The organism is Streptomyces sp. R41 (assembly GCF_041053055.1).
Taxonomy (GTDB): Bacteria; Actinomycetota; Actinomycetes; order Streptomycetales; family Streptomycetaceae; genus Streptomyces.
In genome coordinates, this window is sequence record NZ_CP163443.1 from 10,349,055 (window position 1) to 10,365,473 (window position 16,419).

A 16,419-nucleotide genomic window follows, 5' to 3' on the forward strand; every position below is an offset into this window, starting at 1 on the left:
AACCCGACGGCTGAGGCGTCACCAGTAGCAGTCGCGCACGTCTCAGGTGCCGGACGTACTTCACCGGCGTCAGCCACGTCAGGCTTTTCGTGTGCATCTGGCACGTCCCCGCTCGGCGCATCAGATGCGATGGCCTGTGGCGGAAGTCACGATGGAACGTGGAGGGGGGCAGCGTGTCCATCAGCCCAGGCACGACGGGAGGTGCCCAGTGGCAGGCACCGGATCGGCCAAGCGAACGGGCAACCTCTTCTTCGCGTTCGCCCCCTGGATCATCTTCGACGTCGTGGCGAGCCCCAGTACGTGGGAGTACGCGGCCCTGGCGGCCCTGCTGGCCTCCATCGTGCTGAGTCTGGGCGACATGCGACGGGGCAGCTTCAAGATCCTCGAGGTGACCGGGATCGTCTTCTTCGCGGTCCTCAGTCTGCTCGCGCTCGCCCTCGACCGGCACGACCTCATGTGGCTCGAGACCTACGCGCAGACGCTCGCGAACGGTGTCATCGCCCTCGTCTCGCTCGTCTCCCTCGCGTTCGTGCCGTTCACGACTCAGTACGCCCGCGAGTCGACGCCGCGTGAGTACTGGGATTCGCCAACGTTCCGGCACATCAACTTCGTTCTCACCGCGGTCTGGTCCGCCGTGTTCGCGGCCACTGCTGTGCTCGGCCTGATCGCCGTACACACCACAGGCATGTCGGACTGGCTGAACTGGATCGTTCCCGTGGCTCTTCTGGTCCTGGCCGTCCGGTTCACGGAACGCTATCCCGATCAGTACACCGCGAAGCAGGGCATCAAACACGCCGTTGTGTGAGCGCGGGGAGATCGTCGTGACCACACGTACCACCGCTTTCTTTCGACCCGGCACGGTTCGGTCATGTGATGACGATCTGCCCGATGGGGCGCCTGACGCCTCGCCCGTCGGACAGCCCCGAGAGCTCGGCTACGGCAAGGCGCCCCGCACCGTCTGGTGCGGGGCGCCGAGACGGTCGGTCAGACCGGCGTGACGTTCTCCGCCTGCGGGCCCTTCGGGCCCTGCGTGATGTCGAAGTTGACCTGCTGGTTCTCCTCGAGGGATCGGAACCCGGCGGCGTTGATGGCGGAGTAGTGGACGAAGACGTCCGGGCCGCCGCCGTCCTGGGAGAGGAATCCGAATCCCTTTTCGGCGTTGAACCACTTCACGGTGCCGGTGGCCATGTTTGTCCCCTTGTCCAGGGTCGGGGGGTACTGGCTTGTCAGTACCCCTGGGTTGAGGTGATCGCCCTGGTCCTCGGGTACTGCTGCACAGCACGACGCCCGCGGGGCGTCCGCGGGCGCTGAGACTTCGGAACCACGACTGCTAGCAAGGAAGTTATCCGATCCGCGGTCGCCTGGCTACGCGGCGCAGCGAAACCGGATGCGTCTTGGGACCTGCTCTCCTCGTCGGCGACGAGCTCGGCACGGGTCTGGACATCGCTGCCGGCATCCTCAAGGAGCTGCACCGCGGGGTTGCCCGTCACGGGCTGATGATCGCCTCTACCAACAGTGAGCGGGAGAAGCCCGAACTGTGAGGCTTCGTGGATCACCACTGGTTGTGGATCTGCGGACGGATCAGTTCGTCGTAGACGTCTTGGACGGCCTTGTGCGTGTCCTGATCCAGCGGCGCCAGCGCGGCCGCGGCGGCGTTCGCGTGCGCCTGATGGGCGTTGCGCGCGCCCGGTATCACGACGCTCACCGCCTCCTGGTCGACGATCCAGCGCAGCGCAAACTGAGCCAGCGTCACACCCTCGGGCACCAGCGGACGCAGCCGCTCCACCGCCTCGAGCCCGGTCGCGTAATCCACGCCCGAGAAGGTCTCGCCGACGTCGAAGACCTCGCCGCGCCGGTTGTAGTTGCGGTGGTCGTCCGCGCCGAAGACTGTCGCGGCCGTGTACCGCCCCGAGAGCAGCCCGCTGGCCAACGGCACGCGCGCGATGACGCCGACCCCTGCCCCCGCCGCGGCCGGCAGCACCTTCTCCAGCGGCTTGGCGCGGAAGGCGTTCAGGACGATCTGGATCGTGGCAAGGTTCGGGCGGCGGATGGCGGCCAGCGCCTGCTCGCAGGTGCGGACGCTGGCTCCGTACGCCGCGATGGTCCCGTCCTCGACCAGCGCGTCGAGGGCGTCGAACACCTCGTCGCTCGCGTACACCGGGCCCGGCGGGCAGTGCAGTTGCACCAGGTCGAGCCGCTCGACCCCGAGGTTGCGCCGCGAGCGGTCGGTCCACGCGCGGAAGTTGGCGGCGTTGTAGTTCTCCGGCTCCTGCGCCATCCGCCGGCCCATCTTCGTCGCCACGGTCGGTTTCCTCGTGCCCGTCCGCGCGTGCGACCGCAGGAGTTTGCCGATGATCTGTTCGCTTCGTCCGTCCCCGTACTCGTCGGCGGTGTCGATGAAGTCCACGCCCGACTCGAGCGCCGCGTGCAGCGTGCCGAGGGCGTCGGCCTCGTCCACCTGCCCCCAGCCCGCGCCGAGCTGCCAGGCCCCGAGCCCGATGATCCCCACCTGCCTACCCGTACGCCCCAGCATCCTGATCTCCATGATCACGACTCTAGAGGGAGGGCGAGTCCGGGCGCCGGGACTTTGGGGCCGGGGCCTTGCACACATGCTGTGATGGGCCGCCGATGGTGCCATGGTCGTCCAGTCTGTACCGGACCGACGACCTGCCTGACCGGCCCTCGGCGGCTCGCTGACCCGCGCGATCCGCTGGGACGTGATCGCTCAGCAGTACGACCAGATGGTCGAGTACGCCACCGCGCTGCGCCTGGGCACCGCGGAGGCCGAACAGGTCCTGCACCGCTTCCCCCGCGGCGGCCCCAGGCACTCCAACTGCCGGGCGCTCGAGGAACTCGGCCGCGCCGTCCGCACCGTCTTCGCGTGCGACCGCCTGGCCAGCCCGGACCTGTGCCGGGAGACCCACGGCGGCCTTCGGGTCGTACGGCTACTCCTGGTTAACCGAGCCGGCCGACCTGGTAGTCGCCGGCGGGCTGCTGGATGATGACGTTCAGGCGGTTGAAGGCGTTGATGAGGGCGATGGCGCACACGAGGGTGGCGAGCTGATCTTCGTCATAGTGCTTGGCAGCATTCGCCCAGGCCTCGTCGCTGACGCCACCGGCCGCATCCGCGATGCGGGTGCCCTGCTCCGCCAGCTCCAGGGCGGCGCGCTCGGCGTCGGTGAACATCGTGGTCTCCCGCCAGGCCGCGACGAGGTTGATGCGCGTCGAGGTCTCCCCGGCGTGCGCGAGCTCCTTGGTGTGCATGTCGACGCAGCCACCGCAGCCATTGATCTGACTGGCGCGGAGTTTCACCAGTTCCTGCGTCGCGAACGGCAGTGTCGAGTCCGCGAGCACCTTGCTGGCCGAGATGATGTGCTTCAGGGACTTGGCTGCGGCCGGGATGCCGAGGGGGTTCAAGCGTGCTTCCATGGTGCACTCCTGTGTCGTCGTTGTTGGTTGCACCCCCTGTGACGAGACAGCTCCGCGAGCTGTGACATGGACGAATGTGACGCGCCTCTCCCGTGGCGCACCGTGGCGCGGACCCACGACGACGTTCCGTCGACCTCGCTCCGCCGCCTCCGTGCGCCCGGCCCTCGCGCCCCGGCGGCCGCCGCCCGTCCCCGTCCGACGGACACACAACATAGGGAACACCGGCCATGGCACGAGCCGAGCCCGGCACGCCGCGCCGTGAGTTGCCGACGTACGAGACCTGCGAGCCCGATACTCCGCCGACTGGCCGACTGGCTGGCGCAGCCACGTCGACAGCGAGCTGACCCCGTGATTTCTCCTGAGCCCCGCTGAGCGCTCCCCCAGTGGCCAGGATTTGGGTCGGCGGGTGGCGAGCTCATCCTCGTCTCAGGCTTTGCCCAGGCGGCACCAACGACTTTCTCCCCACCTTTCTTGCCCTCCGATGTCACAGACGGCGGGGCTGTCTCGTCTCGGAGGTGAGTTGATGGGGGAATCAGGACGGGTGATGATCATGCGGGTGTTCGTGGCAGGTGGGACTGGGGTCCTGGGGCAGCGGCTCGTGCCGCAGCTCGTGGCCAGGGGGCATCAGGTGACGGCCACGACGACGAGCGCGGCCAAGCTGGGCCTGCTGGAACAGCTGGGCGCGGAGGGGGTGGTGATGGATGGGCTGGACGGGGTGTCGGTCGGTGAGGCGGTGGCTCAGGCGCGGCCGGATGCGATCGTGCACCAGATGACCGCGATTTCCATGGCGCACGCGGGCAAGCCCGACATCAAGCACATGGACCGCTGGTTCGCCGCCACCAACCGGCTGCGTACCGAGGGAACGGACCACCTGCTGGCCGCCGCCGAGGCGACCGGCGTATCCAACTTCGTCGCGCAGAGCTACGCCAGCTGGAACGGCATCCGTGAGGGCGGCTGGGTAAAGACCGAGGAGGACGAGCTGGACCCGATGACGGGGACGGTGGCACAGCCGGGGATCGAGGCGATGCGGCACGTCGATGAGGTGGTCGTCAAGGCCGGTGGCGCGGCCCTGCGCTATGGCGGGTTCTACGGGCCGGGCGCTACCGACGATTACGTGGCGCTGCTGCGCAAGCGGCAGTTCCCGCTCGTCGGGAGCGGTGCAGGCCACAGCTCGTGGGTGCACCTCGACGACGCGGCGAGCGCCACCGTGCTGGCCGTGGAGCAGAAGGCGAAGGGCGTGTTCAACATCGTCGACGACGAACCGGCCCCGGCCAGTGAGTGGCTGCCCTGTCTGGCCGAGTGCGCGGGAGCGAAGCCGCCGATGCGCATCCCCAAGTGGCTGGCCCGGCTGTTGGCCGGGGAGGTGGTGGTGGCGATGATGACGGAGGGGCGGGGCTTCTCCAACGCCAAGGCCAAGCGGGAGCTCGGCTGGGAGCTGCGCTACCCGTCGTGGCGGCAGGGCTTCAAGGAGGAGCTGGCGTGACCCGGGCCGAAGAGTTCGAACAGCTGCGGCCGCTGCTGTTCTCGATCGCCTACCGGATACTGGGCAGTGTGAGCGAGGCCGAGGACGCGGTCCAGGAGAGCTGGCTGCGCTACGAGGCCTCCCCGACACAGCCCGCGTCGACCAAGGCCTTCCTGTCGGCGGTGGTCACCCGGATCTCGATAGACGTCCTGCGTTCGGCGCGCGTGCGGCGGGAGGAATACGTCGGGCCGTGGTTCCCCGAGCCGGTGCTGACCGACCCCTACCAGGACCCGGCGCGGTCGGCAGAGCTGGCCGACTCGCTGTCGATGGCGGCGCTGCTGCTGGAGCGGCTCTCGCCGCTGGAGCGGGCGGTGTTCGTGCTGCGGGAGGTGTTCGCCTTCGACTTCCCGGAGATCGCCTCGGCGGTGGGGCGCTCGGAGGCGGCCTGCAGGCAGCTCGCCGTGCGGGCGCGCCGCCACATGGACGCGGGCCGGCCCCGATTCGAGGCCGACCGCAAGGAACGCGAGGAACTCGCCGAGCGATTCTTCGGCGCTTTCAGGGAAGGGGACGTCGACGGGCTGCGAGAGCTCCTCGCCGTCGATGTGCACATGGTCGGCGACGGCGGCGGCAAGGCACCTCAGTTGGCCAAGCCCATCTTCGGCCACGAGAAGGTGGCCCGGGTGCTCGCCGCGACGTTCCCGCTGCTCGCCCGGATCGGCGTAGTCGTGGAGCTGCACGAGGTCAACGGCCAGCCGGGCGCGGTCTTCCGCGACCGGGACGGCAAGGTCATCAACACCTGGACGCTCGACATCCTCGACGGGCAGATCCAGACGATCCGCACGGTGAGCAACCCCGACAAGCTCGGCCACATGGGGCCGGTGGCGGACGCCTGGGCGCTCAAACGCGAAGCGAACCAGGCTCGCCGGTCCACGGACTGACCGGAAGGTGCGCCTGCGCTCCAGACCTGTGGTGCCGGGAGCGCAGGCGGGCGGGGGAAGCCCACCGCAGCGGCAGGGTCTCGGGCACCGGCGATAGGGATCTCGACATCGCGGACCTGCACGCCGCGGTCGAGACAGCAGGCTACGAGCTCCCACCGGCGTCTTCGCCCCCCGCTCACCCGACCGCCCCAACCCGATCGGCCTGCACACCGTCCGCCACGATGCCGAGGATGTTGAACAGCAGTCCTCCGACCGCGTCGGTGGGTGTTACGCGCATGCGCATGTCCCGCGTCGTCGACTGTCAGCTGCTGCCCGCTGGATGCACGGTGAGGGACCGGCTCGCGGGCGGTGGGGGACGGTGAGCGGAGATGCGTGAGAGCGTCTCCGCGCCGATGGGCGACCTGCGGCAAGATTGAGCCGTGCCAACCGAGTCGGACAAGATTGAGCTGAGCGAACACGAACTTCGTGAGATCGCGGGCTACGCGGCTGATTGTGCGCGCAGGGCGCTGTCGATCTTCGAACAGAATCTTCCTGCTGACACGCGCCCTCGCGACGCCATCGACGCAGCACACGCTTTCGCTGGGGGCGGCCGGCGCACGGGCGCTCTGCGGCAGAGCGCGTGGGCGGCATACAGAGCGGCACGAGAAGCCGCCTCACCCGCTGCGGTCGACGCGGCACAAGCGGCGAGCCATGCGGCCGCCGCTGCGTACCTTCATCCCAAGGCAAGCGCTCATCAGGTGAAACACATTCTCGGTGCGGCAGCTCATGCGGCACGAGCAGAAGAGTTGGCATCCGGAGAAGACCAGCGTGTCACTGCGGGGACCCTTGAATGGGCGCGTCATCACGCACCAACTGCGGTCACCGCGGTGCTCGGCCGTCTGCCCGCCGCGCCTCCCGGAGGCGGGCGCGTGGGAGAGCTCATCCGCGATCTCGACGCCGCTCTCCGCGCCTGAGGGCGATCAGATACCAGAGGCCCGCAGATGGATTCCCTTCCGTGACCGTCCCGGGCCGGACGTTGAGCCAGTAGAGCTCGGCTGCGGTGGCGCCGTTGAGGATGCGGCGGGGGCGGGTGCGCGGTCGAAGCGGTCAGTGGAGAGGGGCGGTTCGACCGGATGACTCTTGGAGAACAACCTCTCCGGCCCCGCCGCTCACGCGGCGGGGCCGGAGTTCACGTCATGTCTGGGCCGGTCTCCCCGTGGGATGAGCGTGATCGCTGCGGGCATGGGGATCGTGCAGGGAGGAGAGCCAAAAGGTGCTCACCTGTTCAGCGGCGCTCAAGGCTTCCGGGGCTACGCGATCGCCGGACCGGGGCCGCCGGGGCACGGCGCGGGTCACTCGGCCACGGAAAGATGGCGCTGCAACGGGCGCGCGAGGGCGGGACTCAGGCGAGCCAATCGGCGTAGTGGGTCGGGGCGATGCGGGCGTCGCCGTGGGCAATCAGGACGTCACCCTGGACGGCCGCGAACATGCCGGCGGTGTCATCGATGACGACCGAGCGCCCGTCGCCCTTGGCGGTGAGGGTGATCCGGCCGAGTTGGTCGAGGGTGTAGACGTCAGGGCCTGCGATGTTGAGGATGCCGTTCAGTGGGGTGCCTGCGGCGACCCCGGCCACGGTGGCGGCGACGTCGGCGGCGGCGATCGGCTGGATGGGCGTGCGCGGCAGGCGGACCGTCTCGCCGTCGGCCGTCCATGACAGGACCGCGTCCATGAACTCCATGAACTGCGTGGCGCGGACGATGGAGTACGGGATCGGGCCGCCGGCGAGGATGTCCTCCTGGAGCGCCTTGGCTTGGTAGTAGTCCAGTTGGGGCACCTGGTCCACGCCGACGATGGAGAGCACGACGAAGTGGCCGACGCCGCCCTTCTCGCTCGCGGCCAGAAGGTTGGTCATGGACGTGCGGAAGAAATCGGGCGAGGCGTCGTCGAACGTCGGGGAGTTGGTCAAGTTGACGACGACGTCGGCACCGGCCACGGCATCCTCCAGGCCCTGGCCTGTGATGATGTCGACGCCCGTGGACAGGGAGTGCGGTACGGCCTCGTGTCCGGCTGCTTTCAGGTTCTCCACGACCTGTGACCCGATCAGTCCGGTTCCCCCGACAACTGCGATCTTCATGGCTTGCCCTTACCCTCGACTCTTAGTGTCCGATATGCACCTTATGAATCCAGGTGGCACCCCGGACTCAAACTCGGACATCTTTCATCCGAGACAATACTCGGACATCATGTGTCCGAGTCAAGAGGCGTTGTTACGATGACGACGTGAAGATGTCTGGCGGTGTGGAGTGGGCACTGCACTGCTGTGTCGTGCTGACATCTGTGCAAGAACCTGTGCCCGCCGCGCGGCTGGCGGAGTTGCACGACGTTTCGCCCACATACCTCGCGAAGCAGCTCCAGGCCCTCTCGCGGGCCGGACTAGTGCGATCAGTACAGGGAAAGTCGGGCGGCTACGTCCTCACCCGATCCCCCTCGCAGATCACGGTGCTTGACGTCGTCGAGGCGGTGGACGGGCCCGGCGAGGCGTTCGTGTGCACGGAGATCCGCCAGCGCGGCCCGCTGGCGGCCCCGCCCGAGTCGTGCACCGCGCCCTGCGCCATCACCCGGGCCATGGCCGCGGCAGAGTCTGCGCGGAGGGAAGCCCTGCGGGCTGTCACCATCGCCGACCTGGCCGCCGACGTCGAATCCGACTACGGGAACGGGGCGCTGGCCGGCATCGGCGCCTGGCTGAGCGCAGCCGACGCGTAACGCGAGCCCGGACACGCGACACCCGCCCCCCGCCGTGCGGACGGCCGCGACACACGACATGCCTCGGGTAATGCGTGCGGTTCCCTTGCGCGCAGTCCGCTGAGAGTTGCGGCCAGGCTGCGGCGGGCCGGCGGCAGGCACGGCAGTAGGCGGTGGGAGCGGTGCCCACGACGTCACGGAACCGGGCGCGGAGCTTGGTGCTGCTGCCGAGGCCGCTTTGGGCGGCGATCTGCTCGCGGCACGTGACGGAGCCCAGCATATGTGGTTCAATATTCAATTATGTAGGTTGGTGCACAAGGAGGTCGCACCATGGCGGAGCTCGGCCTGACGGACACGGGTGGCATCCTGCGGCAGCCGGGAGTGAGGCCGCGCAGAAGCAGTTCCGGCCTCGGCTGGGAGCAGCTGTACCTCTCGGCGCAGGAGGAGCAGCCTTACCGCGCGGAGTTCGGCCCGGCCCCCACGCATCTGTTGATCCTGCACCTCAGCGGGCCCGTCACCGTACGCCGAGGAAAGGGCAGCGGCGTACGGTCGCGGGCGGTGCCCGCCGGTGGGATCTTCCTGCAGCCGGCCGGCCGCACCCTGGACGTCGAGCTCGGCGATCGGCTCGACACGATCCACGCGTACCTCACGGACGAGGCGCTGCGCGAGGCCAACGACGGCCGGTCCGTCGAGCTCTCCGAGGAACTCGGCGCCACGGATCCGCTCGTCGAGCAGCTCGTACTGGCGCTGGAGGGCGCGGTGCGGCAGTGGGAGCCGTCCGCGCGCACGTACACCGACCACCTGACCGGGATGCTCGCCGCGCAGCTCGCCCGGCGGCACCGCGCCGGGGCACTCGAGCCGGAGCCGACGGGAGGCGGGCTGTGCACCCGGCAGCTGAACGCCGTACGCGACCTCATGGCACAGCGTCTGGCCGAACCGCTGCCGATCGCGGACCTTGCCGCGGCGGCCGCGCTGAGCGTCAGCCAGTTCACACGGCAGTTCCGGGCGAGTACCGGTCAGTCGCCGCACCAGTTCCTGCTCGGGCTGCGCCTGGAGCAGGCCTGCCGGCTGCTGCGCACCCAGACCTCTCCCATCGCCGAGATCGCGGCCGAGTGCGGTTTCTCTCATCAGGAACATCTCACGCGCGTGATGCGCAACCGCCTGGGCACGACCCCGGCGGCCCTGCGGCGCGCGGGCTGACGCGCCCGCCGCTGGGCGGCTGCTCGTGCGGTGACTCCTGTGCCGCGGTGAGGCATGGGCGCTCGCGCTCTCCGCTCGCGCGTTTTGTGCAGCAAAGCGAGCCGAACGTGCAGGCGTTCACGCGTACGTAACTTCCATACTCGGTGGCCAAGCAGCCCGGACAACACGGCTGACATGCATCACCGACATGCGAAGGCGGAACGCGATGCGGACTTTCGTCCACACCTCCCGGCCGTCCCGGGTGGTCTTCGGGGCCGGCACCGTCGGACGGCTGCGCGACGAGGTCGAGCGGCTCGGCCGCTCCCGGGTGCTGCTCCTGTCCAGCCCGCTCCTGGCACAGGCCTCCGCTCGTGTCCGCGAGGCGCTCGGCGACCTGGTGGCCGCCGAGTTCGACGGCGCGGTGATGCACACGCCGGTGGAGGTGACCGAGCGGGCGCTCGACGTCCTGCGGGACGCGGACGCCGACTGTCTCGTGGCGGTCGGTGGCGGCTCGACGACGGGTCTGTCGAAGGCCCTCGCGCTGCGCACCGACCTCCCCCAGGTGGTCCTGCCGACCACGTACGCCGGCTCCGAGGTGACTCCCGTGCTCGGCGAGACCCGCGACGGGCAGAAGGTCACCCAGTCCTCCCCGGCGATCCTGCCGGAGACCGTCGTCTACGACGTCGACTTCACCCGAACCCTTCCCCTGGCCATGTCGGTCACGAGCGGTATCAACGCACTCGCGCACGCCGTCGAGGCGCTGTACTCCGCCGACGCCAACCCGGTCACCGACCAGCAGGCCCTCGACGCGATCTCCCGTATCGCCCGCGCGCTGCCCCGACTCGCCGCCGATCCGGGCGACGTGGACGCGCGCGCCGATCTGCTGCACGCGGCCTGGCTCGCCGGCACGTGTCTGGCCACGGTCGGCATGGGCCTGCACCACAAGCTGTGCCACACGCTCGGCGGCAGCTTCGACCTGCCGCACGCCGAGACGCACACCGTCGTCCTGCCGCACGCCATGGCCTACAACGCGCCCGCGGCTCCGGACGCCATGCGCCGTATCGCCGAGACCCTCGGCGCGCCCGACGCCCCCGGCGGCGTGTACGACCTGGTCGCCTCCCTGGGCGGGCCCACCTCGCTGCGCGATCTCGGCATGCCGGAATCCGGCCTCGCGCACGCGACCCAGCTGGCGGTGGCGACGCCGTACCCCAACCCGCGCGAGCTGACCTCCGAGGGCATCGCGGGCCTGCTGGCCGACGCCTGGCACGGACGCCGACCGGCCCCCACGGCACATCAACTTCCCTCCGCCGACCCCAAGTTGGCGCGCCTGACCGAACAGGTCGTTGCCGGCTTCGCCCAGACCCCCGATCCCCGCGTACGGGAGCTCCTGTCCGACCTCGTCCGCCATCTGCACACCTTCGTCGCCGCCAACGACGTCACCGAGTCCGAATGGCAGTACGCGATCGACTTCCTGACCCGCACCGGGCAGCTGTGCAGCCCGACCCGGCAGGAGTTCGTCCTGCTCTCGGACACCCTCGGCGTCTCCAGCGCCGTGGACCTGCTGACCAACTCGCGTACGCCCACCACCACTCCGTCCGCCGTCCTTGGCCCCTTCTACGTCGACGGACCGCCCGAGACCGCGCACGGCAGCGACATCGCCGCGGGGCTGCCCGGCACCCCGCTCTGGGTGGACGTGCGCATCACGGACACGGACGACGCGCCCGTCAAGGACGCCGTCGTCGACGTGTGGCAGTCCAACGAGGACGGCTTCTACGACGTCCAACTCCCCGATCTGGACGGGCCGGTGCTCCGCGCCCGGCTGCGCACCGACACCGAGGGACGGCTCACCTTCTGGTCGATCCTGCCCTCCGAGTACCCCATCCCCGACGACGGGACGGTCGGCGGGATGCTCGCCGCGGTCGGCCGCCACCCCTACCGGGCACCCCACCTCCACTTCATGATCGACGCGCCCGGGCACCGCAGGCTCGTCACCCAGCTGTTCGTCGCAGGCGGCGCCTACCTGGACAGCGACACCGTCTTCGGGGTCAAGGACGAACTCGTCGTCGACTTCGCGCCCCACAGCGGCCCCACCCCGGACGGCCGCCGCGTCGACGGCGACTGGCGCCGCCTCGACTACACCTTCCGCATCGCCCCCCAGGCCGACTGACCGAGGAGCGCCTCATGACACGTACAGACACCTACGACACCGACGTCCTCGTTGTCGGCAGCGGCCCCGCCGGCGGCTCCGCGGCCCTGCTGCTCGCCACGTACGGGATACGCACCCTGCTGGTGACGAAGTACGGCTGGCTCGCCAACACGCCGCGTGCGCACATCACCAACCAGCGCACCATGGAGGTCCTGCGCGACCTCGGCGTCGAGGCAGAGGCCCTCGCCGCCGGCAGCCCGTCGCACCTCATGGGCGACACGGTCCTGTGCACCTCGCTCACCGGCGAGGAGATCGGCCGGATCCGCAGCTGGGGCACGGGGCCCGGCTCGGCCACCGAGTACGCCTCGAAGAGCCCGTGCCAGATGATCGACCTGCCGCAGACATATCTGGAACCGATCCTCGTCAACAACGCTGCGGCCCGCGGCGCCAAGGTCCGCTTCGACACCGAGTTCCTGAGCCTCACGCAGGACGAAGACGGCGTCACCGCGTTGCTGCGCGACCGGGTCCGCGGGGACGAATTCACCGTACGAGCACGCTACTTGATCGGTGCGGACGGCGGGCGCAGCACGGTCGCCGAGCAGATCGGGCTCCCCATCGACGGGCGCATGGGCAAGGCCGGCTCCATGAACGTCGTCTTCAAGGCCGACCTGTCCCGCTACTGCGCCCACCGGCCGAGCGTCCTGTACTGGGTACTGCAGCCCGGCGCCGAGACCGGCGGCATCGGCATGGGCCTCGTCCGGATGGTGCGGCCGTGGAACGAGTGGCTCCTGGTGTGGGGATACGACATCGAGCAGCCGCCGCCCGACGTGGACGAGGAATCCGCGCGGCAGATCGTGCGCGACCTCATCGGCGACCCCGAGCTGCCCGTCGAGATCACGTCGACCTCACTGTGGACCGTCAACCACAGCTACGCCACGGCGTATTCGTCGGGCCGGGTCTTCTGCGCGGGCGACGCCGTGCACCGTCATCCGCCGTCCAACGGACTCGGCTCCAACACCTCCGTCCAGGACGCGTACAACCTCGCCTGGAAGCTGGCCATGGTGATCCGGGGCGAGGCGGGTGCCGCGCTGCTCGACAGCTACACGGCCGAACGGGCCCCGGTCGGGCGGCAGATCGTGGAGCGGGCCAACCTCAGCCGCGACCAGTTCGGCCCCATCTTCGCGGCGCTCGGTGTCGGCGACGGCCTCGACGAGGAAGCCATCGCCGAGGGGCTCGCGGCCACGCGCGCGAAGACCACCGAAGGCGCCAAGCGGCGCAGCCTGCTCCAAGAGGCCATCCAGCTCAAGAACTACGAGTTCAACGCGCACGGCGTCGAGATGAACCAGCGTTACGCGTCGGGCGCGGTCCTCGCCGACGACGCCCCGGCCGAGACCTGGGAGAACGATCCCGAGCTGATCCACCAGCCGACGACACGGCCCGGCGCCAAAGTTCCGCACGCCTGGCTCGTCGACGCACAGGGACAGCGGATCTCCACACTCGACGTCGTCGGCAAGGGCAGCTTCACCCTGGTGACCGGTCTGTCGGGCGTCCTGTGGGACAAGGCCGCGAAGGTCTGCCGGGACGAACTCGGCGTCCCGCTGCGGCTGGTGCGCATCGGAGCCGACGACACCCGTGACGCGTACGGCGAATGGAGCCGCGTCTGCGACATCGCCGAGGACGGTGTGCTCCTTGTCCGCCCGGACGGTCATGTCGCCTGGCGCCGGACCGTGGCCCCCGAGACCGCGGCGTCGGCGCAGGACGAACTGCTGGCCGCCCTGCGGCACGTGCTGCAGCGATAGGGGAAGCGATGGACAAGCAGGTGGCCACGGCCGAGGAGGCCCTGGCGGGCGTGACGGACGGACAGTCGTTCGCCGTCGGCGGATTCGGGCTCAGCGGCGTCCCGGACACCCTGATCAACGCCCTGTACGCCACCGGGGTCTGCGGGCTGAGCGTTGTCTCCAACAACTGTGGCGTGGACGGCCGCGGCCTCGGCATCCTGCTGGCCGCGGGCCGCATCGCCCGGGTCACCGGCTCGTACGTGGGCAACAACAAGGAGTTCGCCCGCCAGTACCTCGCCGGCGAACTCGAGGTCGAGCTGACCCCGCAGGGCACCCTCGCCGAGCGGCTGCGCGCAGGCGGCAGCGGCATCCCCGCCTTCTTCACCCCGGCCGGTGTGGGGACGCAGGTCGCGGAGGGCGGGCTGCCCTGGCGGTACGCCGCCGACGGCAGCGTGGCGGTGGCGTCGCCGCCCAAGGAGGTGCGGGACTTCGACGGCACGCCGTATGTGCTGGAGCGTGGCATCACCACCGATTACGCCCTGGTCCGGGCCGCGCGCGGGGACCGGCACGGCAACCTCGTCTTCAACCGCGCGGCACAGAACTTCAATCCGCTCGCCGCGATGGCCGGACGGATCACGGTGGCCGAGGTGGAGGAGCTGGTCGAACCGGGAGTGCTGGATCCCGACGAGGTCCACCTGCCGGGCGTATTCGTGCAACGCGTCGTGGCGCTCACGTCCGAGCAGGCGGCGGACAAGCCCGTCGAGCGCAGGACGGTGCGACAGCGATGAACCCGAACAGGGCCACAGAGCAGAAGGCGGCGTGTACGTCATGAGCTGGAGCAGGGACGAGATGGCGGCGCGGGCCGCGCGTGAGCTGCGCGACGGCGACTACGTGAACCTCGGCATCGGACTGCCCACGCTGGTCGCCGACTTCCTGCCGCCGGGCGTGGATGTCGTACTGCACTCGGAGAACGGGCTGCTCGGCGTCGGCCCCTACCCGGCGCCGGACGAGGTCGACGCCGATCTGATCAACGCCGGCAAGGAAACCGTGACGGTCAGGCCGGGCGCGTCGTTCTTCGACTCCTCGCTCTCCTTCGGCATGATCCGCGGCGGCCACATAGACACCGCGGTCCTCGGCGCGATGCAGGTCTCGGTCCGCGGCGACCTGGCCAACTGGGCGATCCCCGGCAAGATGATCAAGGGTATGGGCGGCGCGATGGACCTCGTCCACGGAGCGCGCCGGGTCGTGGTCGTGATGGACCACACGGCCAAGGACGGCAGCCCGAAGATCGTCGAGGAGTGCACTCTGCCGCTCACGGGCCGCGCGTGCGTGGACCGGATCATCACGGATCTGTGCGTCCTCGATGTCACCGCCGACGGACTCACGCTGGTCGAGACGGCACCCGGCGTGAGTGCGGCCGAGGTCCTCGCGCTCACCCCCGTCGCCGCCGTCGACCTCCCCTCCCAGACGAGTACGCGAAGGAGCCCTTGATGATCGAGCGACCCCGTGACGTCTACATCGTCGACGCCGTCCGCACCCCCTTCGGCCGTTACGGCGGCGCCCTGTCCGGCGTACGTCCCGACGACCTCGCGGCCGGAGTCCTGCGCAGCCTCCTTGACCGCAGCCCGGATCTGGACCCGGCGCGCATCGACGACGTACTGCTCGGCAACACCAACGGCGCCGGCGAGGAGAACCGCGACGTGGCCAGAATGGCCGTGCTACTGGCGGGACTTCCCGTCAGCGTGCCCGGCGCCACGGTCAACCGGCTCTGCGGCTCCGGTATGGAGGCCGTCATCCAGGCGGCCCGCGCCATCGCGCTCGGCGACGCGTCCATCGCGATCGCGGGCGGCGTCGAGTCCATGAGCCGCGCGCCCTGGGTACTGCCGAAGCCGGACCGTGCCTACCCCGCCAAGGACCAGCAGCTGTACTCGACGACACTCGGCTGGCGGATGGTCAACCCGCGGATGCCCCAGGAGTGGACGATCCCGCTGGGCGAGAGCGCCGAACTGGTCGGAGCCAAGCACGGCATCACCCGCGAGGCCCAGGACGCATTCGCGCTCGCGAGTCACCGCAACGCCGCCCGCGCCTGGCGGGATGGCCTGTACGACGCCGAGACCGTCCCCGTCGAGGGCGTCGAGCTGCCGCGCGACGAAGGCATCCGCGACAACACCTCTCTGGACGCTCTTGCGAGGCTCAAGCCGGCCTTCGTCCAGGACGGCACCGTGACCGCGGGCAACGCGTCACCGCTCAACGACGGCGCTGCCGCGCTGTTGCTCGCCGACGAGGCGGGCCTCGCGGCGATCGGCCGCGAGCCGCTGGCGCGGGTGCGGGCGGCGGCGGTGACCGGCATCGAGCCGCAGTACTTCGGTCTCGGCCCGGTGGACGCGATCCGCAAGGTACTGGCGAAGGCGGGGGTGGACGCGGCCGACCTGCACACGGTGGAGCTGAACGAGGCATACGCGGCGCAGGCGCTGAGCTGCCTCGCCGCCCTGCCCGAACTCGACCCCGCCGTCGTCAACCCGCGCGGCGGCGCGATCGCGATCGGCCATCCGCTGGGCGCGTCGGGCGCGCGGATCACCGCGGCTGTGGCCCACCAGCTTGCCTCGGCGGGCTCGGGGACGGGCCTGGCGGCCCTGTGCATCGGTGTGGGCCAGGCCCTGGCACTGGTCCTCGAACGCTGACGAAGCCCAGGGCGGTGTGGAACACCGCCCTGGAGCAAGGTGGGGGACGCGTCACCCAGGACCAGCGGTCGGGGCGGGGCCTCGA

16 protein-coding genes and 2 pseudogenes are annotated in these 16,419 nt (G+C 70.0%); 14 read left to right on the forward strand and 4 right to left on the reverse strand.

All coding sequences use genetic code 11. From position 1 onward, the window contains the following. The first annotated feature begins 208 nt into the window (after positions 1–208). Positions 209–805 carry a hypothetical protein gene (locus tag AB5J53_RS47185; protein ID WP_369251775.1) on the forward strand — a complete coding sequence of 199 codons (597 nt, stop codon included), beginning with the start codon at positions 209–211 and terminating at the stop codon, positions 803–805. Between the two features lie 179 nt (positions 806–984). Here AB5J53_RS47185 and AB5J53_RS47190 read toward each other — a convergent pair whose 3' ends face one another. Continuing rightward, positions 985–1,188: a cold-shock protein gene (locus tag AB5J53_RS47190; protein ID WP_369251777.1), complete on the reverse strand. Its 204-nt coding sequence runs from the start codon at positions 1,186–1,188 to the stop codon at positions 985–987. Between the two features lie 206 nt (positions 1,189–1,394). Between AB5J53_RS47190 and AB5J53_RS47195 the strand changes: the two genes are divergently transcribed. Next, entirely contained in the window at positions 1,395–1,541 is a 147-nt protein-coding gene (locus tag AB5J53_RS47195) for a hypothetical protein (RefSeq protein WP_369251779.1), read from the forward strand. Between the two features lie 11 nt (positions 1,542–1,552). Here the strand turns inward: AB5J53_RS47195 and AB5J53_RS47200 are convergent, their stop codons facing one another. Continuing rightward, positions 1,553–2,545 (reverse strand): aldo/keto reductase, encoded by a 993-nt coding sequence (locus AB5J53_RS47200; protein ID WP_369251781.1) that lies wholly within the window; start codon positions 2,543–2,545, stop codon positions 1,553–1,555. Positions 2,546–2,693: 148 nt separating this feature from the next. On the opposite strand from AB5J53_RS47200, the pseudogene AB5J53_RS47205 reads away from it, so the two are divergent. Further along, positions 2,694–2,942: pseudogene (locus AB5J53_RS47205) on the forward strand (Tn3 family transposase); the annotation flags it as partial. Positions 2,943–2,955: 13 nt separating this feature from the next. Here the strand turns inward: AB5J53_RS47205 and AB5J53_RS47210 are convergent. Continuing rightward, a complete protein-coding gene (locus tag AB5J53_RS47210; protein WP_369251783.1) occupies positions 2,956–3,429 on the reverse strand; it encodes a carboxymuconolactone decarboxylase family protein in 474 nt (157 codons plus the stop codon). 523 nt (positions 3,430–3,952) lie between these two features. Between AB5J53_RS47210 and AB5J53_RS47215 the strand changes: the two genes are divergently transcribed. From AB5J53_RS47215 to AB5J53_RS47230, 4 genes and pseudogenes are all read left to right on the forward strand, one after another. Further along, on the forward strand, positions 3,953–4,912 hold the full coding sequence (locus AB5J53_RS47215; protein WP_369251785.1) for an NAD-dependent epimerase/dehydratase family protein: 960 nt from the start codon (positions 3,953–3,955) through the stop codon (positions 4,910–4,912). Next, a complete protein-coding gene (locus AB5J53_RS47220) occupies positions 4,909–5,829 on the forward strand; it encodes an RNA polymerase sigma-70 factor (RefSeq protein ID WP_369251787.1) in 921 nt (306 codons plus the stop codon). The genes AB5J53_RS47215 and AB5J53_RS47220 overlap by 4 nt, the downstream gene beginning before the upstream one ends. A 181-nt stretch (positions 5,830–6,010) precedes the next feature. Then, positions 6,011–6,205, forward strand: a pseudogene (locus tag AB5J53_RS47225) (hypothetical protein); the annotation flags it as partial. Between the two features lie 43 nt (positions 6,206–6,248). After that, positions 6,249–6,782, forward strand: coding sequence for a putative immunity protein (locus AB5J53_RS47230; RefSeq protein ID WP_369251789.1), 534 nt, complete (start codon positions 6,249–6,251; stop codon positions 6,780–6,782). Positions 6,783–7,210: 428 nt separating this feature from the next. Here the strand turns inward: AB5J53_RS47230 and AB5J53_RS47235 are convergent, their stop codons facing one another. Continuing rightward, positions 7,211–7,942, reverse strand: coding sequence for an SDR family oxidoreductase (locus tag AB5J53_RS47235; protein WP_369251791.1), 732 nt, complete (start codon positions 7,940–7,942; stop codon positions 7,211–7,213). A 152-nt stretch (positions 7,943–8,094) separates the two neighbouring features. Between AB5J53_RS47235 and AB5J53_RS47240 the strand changes: the two genes are divergently transcribed. From AB5J53_RS47240 to AB5J53_RS47270, 7 genes are all read left to right on the forward strand, one after another. Further along, positions 8,095–8,571, forward strand: coding sequence for an Rrf2 family transcriptional regulator (locus tag AB5J53_RS47240; RefSeq protein ID WP_369252915.1), 477 nt, complete (start codon positions 8,095–8,097; stop codon positions 8,569–8,571). A 309-nt stretch (positions 8,572–8,880) separates the two neighbouring features. Then, positions 8,881–9,750: a helix-turn-helix domain-containing protein gene (locus AB5J53_RS47245; RefSeq protein ID WP_369251793.1), complete on the forward strand. Its 870-nt coding sequence runs from the start codon at positions 8,881–8,883 to the stop codon at positions 9,748–9,750. Positions 9,751–9,955: 205 nt separating this feature from the next. Beyond that, positions 9,956–11,896 (forward strand): maleylacetate reductase and hydroxyquinol 1,2-dioxygenase domain-containing protein, encoded by a 1,941-nt coding sequence (locus AB5J53_RS47250; RefSeq protein ID WP_369251795.1) that lies wholly within the window; start codon positions 9,956–9,958, stop codon positions 11,894–11,896. A gap of 14 nt (positions 11,897–11,910) precedes the next feature. After that, positions 11,911–13,674, forward strand: coding sequence for an FAD-dependent oxidoreductase (locus AB5J53_RS47255; protein WP_369251797.1), 1,764 nt, complete (start codon positions 11,911–11,913; stop codon positions 13,672–13,674). A gap of 8 nt (positions 13,675–13,682) precedes the next feature. After that, on the forward strand, positions 13,683–14,441 hold the full coding sequence (locus AB5J53_RS47260; RefSeq protein ID WP_369251799.1) for a CoA transferase subunit A: 759 nt from the start codon (positions 13,683–13,685) through the stop codon (positions 14,439–14,441). A 40-nt stretch (positions 14,442–14,481) separates the two neighbouring features. After that, on the forward strand, positions 14,482–15,144 hold the full coding sequence (locus tag AB5J53_RS47265; RefSeq protein ID WP_369251801.1) for a CoA transferase subunit B: 663 nt from the start codon (positions 14,482–14,484) through the stop codon (positions 15,142–15,144). Then, entirely contained in the window at positions 15,144–16,334 is a 1,191-nt protein-coding gene (locus AB5J53_RS47270; RefSeq protein WP_369251803.1) for an acetyl-CoA C-acyltransferase, read from the forward strand. The genes AB5J53_RS47265 and AB5J53_RS47270 overlap by 1 nt, the downstream gene beginning before the upstream one ends. Positions 16,335–16,419 lie beyond the last annotated feature (85 nt).

Coding starts and splice junctions, on each gene's coding strand:
- AB5J53_RS47190 (WP_369251777.1), bottom strand. CDS start 1,188: ATGGCCACCGGCACCGTGAAGTGGTTCAACGCCGAAAAGGGATTCGGA.
- AB5J53_RS47200 (WP_369251781.1), bottom strand. CDS start 2,545: ATGGAGATCAGGATGCTGGGGCGTACGGGTAGGCAGGTGGGGATCATC.
- AB5J53_RS47210 (WP_369251783.1), bottom strand. CDS start 3,429: ATGGAAGCACGCTTGAACCCCCTCGGCATCCCGGCCGCAGCCAAGTCC.
- AB5J53_RS47215 (WP_369251785.1), top strand. CDS start 3,953: ATGGGGGAATCAGGACGGGTGATGATCATGCGGGTGTTCGTGGCAGGT.
- AB5J53_RS47235 (WP_369251791.1), bottom strand. CDS start 7,942: ATGAAGATCGCAGTTGTCGGGGGAACCGGACTGATCGGGTCACAGGTC.
- AB5J53_RS47240 (WP_369252915.1), top strand. CDS start 8,095: ATGTCTGGCGGTGTGGAGTGGGCACTGCACTGCTGTGTCGTGCTGACA.
- AB5J53_RS47245 (WP_369251793.1), top strand. CDS start 8,881: ATGGCGGAGCTCGGCCTGACGGACACGGGTGGCATCCTGCGGCAGCCG.
- AB5J53_RS47250 (WP_369251795.1), top strand. CDS start 9,956: ATGCGGACTTTCGTCCACACCTCCCGGCCGTCCCGGGTGGTCTTCGGG.
- AB5J53_RS47255 (WP_369251797.1), top strand. CDS start 11,911: ATGACACGTACAGACACCTACGACACCGACGTCCTCGTTGTCGGCAGC.
- AB5J53_RS47260 (WP_369251799.1), top strand. CDS start 13,683: ATGGACAAGCAGGTGGCCACGGCCGAGGAGGCCCTGGCGGGCGTGACG.
- AB5J53_RS47265 (WP_369251801.1), top strand. CDS start 14,482: ATGAGCTGGAGCAGGGACGAGATGGCGGCGCGGGCCGCGCGTGAGCTG.
- AB5J53_RS47270 (WP_369251803.1), top strand. CDS start 15,144: ATGATCGAGCGACCCCGTGACGTCTACATCGTCGACGCCGTCCGCACC.